Here is a 2,122-nt window from a genome sequence, read left to right as displayed (position 1 = left end):
GTCTGGAAGGCGATGCCGTCAATCACCGCGACGATGTCCGCGATGCGGCGCGAGCTGCCCGCGATCTCCTGCATCGTCGCCACCACCTCGCCGACCGCCGCGCCGCCGCGCTGGGCCACCGCCATGCTGCTGGCGGCCAGCTGGTTGGCCTGGCGCGCGCTGTCGGCGTTCTGCTTCACGGTGGACGACAGCTGCTCCATGCTGGCGGCGGTTTCCTCCAGCGACGCGGCCTGCTGCTCGGTGCGCCCGCTCAGGTCGCCGTTGCCCAGCGCGATCTCGCGCGAGCCGGTGTGGATCTCCTCCACGCCCTGGCGCACCTGCGTGACCATGCGCGCCAGGCCCTCCTGCATGGTGCGCGCGGCGCCCATCAGGCGGCCGATCTCGTTGGACGAGCGCACCTCGATGCGCGTGGTGAGGTCGCCCTGGGCGACCTTTTCCAGCAGCGCGCCGGCGTCGTCCAGCGGCGCCAGCACGTTGCGGCGGATGAACACCCAGCACAGGACCGCCAGCACCACGCCCACCACCACCAGCACGCCGGCCGCGATCTCGGCGATCTGCAGCAGCCGCACCGACTGCGCCTGCAGGGCATTGCCGCGCTGGCCTTCGGCATCGAAGAGCTGCTTCATCAGCCCCTCCATGTCCGCCAGCAGCTTGTTGCGCTGGGCGACGATCTCCTTGCCGCTGTATTCGGCCTCGTTGCCGCCGGCCAGGCCCACGGCGCCGCGCTGCACCAGGGCGGCGTAGGCGTCGAAGGCGGTGATCATCGCCGTGGCGAGCTGGCGCTCCTGCGCCCAGTCGGCGGGCAGGCCCTGCGCCACGGACTGCAGGATGGGGCGCGCCTCCTGCATGGATTTCTCGGCGCGCGTGGTCTGCGACCGCACGCTGTCGGGCGGGTCGCCGCGCAGCACGTTGCGGTGGCCCACGGCCAGGGCGACGCGGTTGTCCCACATGCGGATCTCGGCCTGCTTGAGCGCGAGCATGTCGCGGGTCGTGCGGTCCTGCACTTCGCCGGCCATCACGCCGGCGCGGGTGCCCACCCAGCCCACCCCCACCGAGACCAGCAGTGCGCCGGTGAAGAACAGCAGCACCAGCAGCAGCGCCACCCGGATGGAAAGATTCCTGAACATGCCAACCCCTTGATCGAACCGGTCCACGGCGGACCACAACCCCACCCCGTTTGCAACAAAAAGTTTGCCAGAAAAAGCCGACAAAACATGTCGGCTACCCGGTTGATTTCGACCGGTGTGTCGGCTCGGCCACGCCCGCCGCCCACGGCGGTCCCGGGGTTTAAAACAAACGTTTGATTTATCGTGGTCTAATCCGCCGCGATGTCTCCCCCCCACCCTCCCGCCGCCCCGGCCGACGCCGCCGCCGGCACCCCCACGGCCCGCCTGCGGCTGCTGCATGCGGCGCTTCGGCTGTTCGCCGAGCACGGCTACGCCAAGACGTCGATCCGCGCCATCGCGCAGGCCGCCCAGGCCAACGTGGCGGCCGTGAGCTACTACTTCGGCGACAAGGCAGCGCTGTATGCCGCGCTGTTTTCCGAACCGTTCGGCGACATGCCCTCGCTGGTGGCGGACTTCACCCGCGACGGGCTCGACCTGCGCGAGGCGATGCAGCGCTACTTCCGCGGGGTGCTGGCCCCGCTGCAGCACGGCGAGATGGCGCGCCAGTTCATGCGGCTGCACATCCGCGAGATGCTGGAGCCCACCAGCCAGTGGGAAAAGGAACTGGAGCAGGACGTGCGCCAGCCCCACGACGCCATGGTGCGGCTGCTGGGCCGGCACCTGGGCGTGGCCGGCCCCGACGACGACCTGCACCGGCTGGTGCTGGCCATCACCGGCCTGGCCTTCCAGATCTGGTGCCAGCAGGAGGTGCTGGCCGCGATGGAGCCGCAACTGCTGGCCACCCCCGAAGCCGTGGACGCCTGGACCGGCCGGCTCACCGAATACGCGCTCGCCATGGTGGCGGCCGAGCAGGCGCTGCGCGCGCCGGCCGCGCCCCCCCGCTAGCGCCATGCCTTTTTCTGGTTGCCCATGAAAACACCCCCAACCCACCGCCCCCCCCGCGCCCTGCTGGCCCTCGCCCTGCCCCTGTGGCTGGCCGCCTGCGCCGTTCCCAG

At 70.9% G+C, this 2,122-nt stretch carries 2 protein-coding genes; one reads left to right on the top strand and one right to left on the bottom strand.

All coding sequences use genetic code 11. From position 1 onward, the window contains the following. A partial coding sequence (locus AC27IO_RS23290; protein WP_498741035.1) for a HAMP domain-containing protein occupies positions 1-1,127 on the bottom strand: 1,127 nt, incomplete at its 3' end. A gap of 201 nt (positions 1,128-1,328) precedes the next feature. On the opposite strand from AC27IO_RS23290, the gene AC27IO_RS23285 reads away from it, so the two are divergent. Continuing rightward, positions 1,329-2,012 (top strand): CerR family C-terminal domain-containing protein, encoded by a 684-nt coding sequence (locus tag AC27IO_RS23285; protein WP_498741034.1) that lies wholly within the window; start codon positions 1,329-1,331, stop codon positions 2,010-2,012. Positions 2,013-2,122: the final 110 nt, after the last annotated feature.

It is taken from the genome of Acidovorax sp. KNOB132, assembly GCF_057541515.1.
This window is presented reverse-complemented; position numbering and strand designations above follow the sequence as displayed.